Genomic DNA, 3,092 nt, shown 5'->3' with positions numbered 1-3,092 from the left:
GGAACCGCGCCCTGGAAAGCGAGCAAGTAACATACCGGGTGGAATCTCGGCACGGAAAGGTGGTGTTGCCCTAAAGTCACAAGAAACGGGAAGTCGGGTGTCGCTTCCCGAGGCGGCCGAAAACGAAAGCGCTGGCTGTCCCTGAACCGCGTGAAGAGAAAAAATGCGGTAGCAATCCACTACACTTACACGAAGCTCATTCGCTGCAACGTCCATACCCACATCGAGCAGATTTTCAAAACCACGTATCTTCCGGCTGTCTACCACCGCCGACCTCGGGAAGGGAGAGAACAACGCCTTAGAGCACGCATATCGCATGCGGCATACACGACAACCATCGAACGAGAAACGATCTCCCGGCGACGAAAGAAATACGCTCCACGGCTCCCGGAAAGCGGGGGGCGAAAGCGGCCACTTCCAGCCCTCGGCGCCATCTCCGGAAGGGCGCCTCCCCTGTCAGGGGCACGCGGAGACCGGGCGATATGGGAGCGACCGACGCGGCGGTCCGCCGGGGCTCCCAGAGGGTGTCCGAGGAGAGGAACAGGCATGGAAAACGTGTCATGCGGCGGGCACGGGGAAGAGAAAACCTTTGGGGATGGCGAGCTCGGGGCCTAGACAAAAAGGTATGCTTTCCAATCTTTCCCGGGGTGGAGGAAACATCGTCCGCAAGGCGAGCCCGGTGGGACAGGGAAAGCAGCTTTCCGGCGTGGCCGAGGACTCGGGAATGGTCAGGAAGAACCGGGGATAGCTTGGGAGGAGGGTTAAGGTTAAGGGTATAAGGGCCTAGGGGAAACCCTGACATGGACGGGAACCGCAAGGTAGGGGCGGAGGACCGCGACTTTGGACGACGGGCATGGGAGCACAAGGTGTCGGATCCCGTTTCACAGCCTTGCAAAATTGTCATGCGAGGTGGGCTTGAGGAGGAAGCTGAGGGAAGGCGTAGCGAGACGTTTCATGTGAGGTGGTGAGCATGGGTGCCGTCGGAGAGGGGAAAACGGTCGGGGTGGAAGCTTTACGAAGCGGACTGGTGAACATCCTGGAGACCATCAGGAAGAGGGACCCGCGGGAGCTGGCGCGGGAGCTCCTGGACGGTGACGGGCGTCTATCCGAGGCCCTCCTGGAGTCCCTTCCCGTCCTGTCCCAGGCCCTCCTGGAGGCGGCCCGTGCGGTTCTGGAGAGGATGGAGAGCCTCCCCCCGGAGAGGGCGGCGGGCATCCTGGCTCGCGCCCTGCCGGGCGCCGACGGGAGCCTCCTCGGAGAGCTCATCAACTCTTTCTCCCGCCTGCTCATCCGCCTGCACGAGGAGCGCCCGGAGCTGCTGGTGGAGGAACAGGTGGATTTCTTCTCGCGGGCCACTCAAGCGGTGGACTTCGGGAAGCTGCGCAAGGTCCTCAGCTACCGGGCGGAGGACCGCCTGGAGGGGCTGCGGCGCGAGATCGAGGTCCTGGGGGACAACCCCGTGGCCCTGGTGAACCTCTTCAGCGTGGCGGCCCCGGCGGCGAACCAGGCACTGCAGGTGCTGAAGACCCTCTTCAAGGTATTGGACCTTCCCGCCGAGGCCATGACCTACGCCCTCTTCAACATCCTGGAGGAGGTGGACTGGAAGGAGGCCGCGGAGGTTATAAACGGAGCGGCCGCCTTCCTGGTCAACCTCCACCGCGGGAGCTACATCCTGGGTGACGGGAGCCTCTACTCCACGGCCCCCTTCTCCCGAATCGCCTCCGACCTCGCCGAGGGTATCGACGGTCCGCTCCTGGCCGAGGCCCTGGCCGCCCTGGGGGAGGAAGGCGAGGCCCTGCTCACCTCACTGGTCGAACAGGCGCTGAGGGACGCCGACCTGGCCTCCTCCCTGCTGGAGGCCGCCGCCTCTCTGGCCACCTCCTCCCTCCGCGCCCTCGCCGGGCTCGTGGAAAGCTATTCCGCCACCCCCATGGAAGTGCGGTCCAGGATGCGAGAAGCCTTCGCCCGAAACCTGGACGTGGAGGAACTCACACGGCTTTCGCGCTCCCTGGCCTCGCTCCTGCGAGGCGCCCGCCTTGCAGGAGAATCAGGCCGGCCCGCAGCGGCGGAGGGACACCCCACCTTCCCCTGGCGGGAGGTAGTGGAACCCCTGCGCGCTGAGACGCTGGGGCGGTTCGGCCCGCGGGAGGTCGCAAAGAGGGTCAACGACCTACTGCGGGCCGTGAACCGCCGCCTTCGGGAAGTCCCGGCCGGCGAGGGTTACGCGGCCGCCCTGCTGGATTCGCTCGACCGTTCGGAGTTGGAGAGCCTCTTACGCCAATCGGGCACCCGCCTACGGGAGACCCTCGCCGCCCGACCCGAAACGGCGAGATTGATGGCCAAAGGCTTAATAACCATTATTTACCAAGGCTTTCGTGGTTACCTGTCCAGCCTGCGCGCCGGCAGGAGAGGCCGTAGGAGGTGATAGAGATGGCCGTTTCAGGGACCGCGCTGGAAATACGAGAGATATACGACCCCTACGTACGGGGGTGGAAGGAGAAAGGCGGAGGGGTGGTGGGCTACTCATGCCTCGCCACCCCCGTGGAGCTCATCGAGGCCGCTGGCCTGCTCCCCTACCGCATCAAGGCCCTGGGTAACCCCCGGACCGACATGGCCGACGGGGAGATGTCCCTCTTCAACTGCTCCTTTTGCCGCTCCTGCCTGCAGCTGGCCCTGGACGGCACCTATGATTTCCTGGACGGGCTCATCGAGACCAACGGATGCGACCACCTGCGGGCCATGTTCGAGAACTGGCAGCACAACAAGAACCTGCCCTTCTTCCACTACCTGAAGGTCCCCCACTTCTTCCGCGACGACTCCCTGGAGTACTTCCGGGGAGAGCTGGAGCTCCTGCGCCAGCACCTGGCCTCGCACTTCTCGGCCCAAGCGGACGATGATTCCCTGCGGCGGTCCATGCAGGACTGGAACCTGGTGCGGGAGAAGTGGCGCGAGCTCTGCGAGCTGCGGGAGCTCCCGGAACCCAGGGTGACGGGGAGCGAGGCCCTGGCCCTGGAGCTGGCCGGCTCGCGCATGACCGGAAGGGACTTCGCCGAGCTCCTCTCCTCCTTCATCGAGGAGAGGCGGGGCGCCCC

At 64.8% G+C, this 3,092-nt stretch carries 2 protein-coding genes; both read left to right on the top strand.

Annotation, left to right across the window (positions count from 1 at the left end; genetic code table 11):
- The first annotated feature begins 970 nt into the window (after nt 1-970).
- Nucleotides 971-2,425: a hypothetical protein gene (locus H7007_RS00850; protein WP_287152593.1), complete on the top strand. Its 1,455-nt coding sequence runs from the start codon at nt 971-973 to the stop codon at nt 2,423-2,425.
- Between the two features lie 5 nt (nt 2,426-2,430).
- A partial coding sequence (locus H7007_RS00845) for a 2-hydroxyacyl-CoA dehydratase family protein (RefSeq protein ID WP_287152592.1) occupies nt 2,431-3,092 on the top strand: 662 nt, incomplete at its 3' end.

Origin of the sequence: Candidatus Solincola tengchongensis (assembly GCF_015711935.1) — a bacterium.
GTDB classification, from domain to species: Bacteria; Actinomycetota; Geothermincolia; order Geothermincolales; family RBG-13-55-18; genus Solincola_A; species Solincola_A tengchongensis.
This window is presented reverse-complemented; position numbering and strand designations above follow the sequence as displayed.

Bases quoted from the DNA above. Each gene is read 5' to 3' on its own strand.
- H7007_RS00850 (WP_287152593.1), top strand. From the start codon at position 971: ATGGGTGCCGTCGGAGAGGGGAAAACGGTCGGGGTGGAAGCTTTACGA.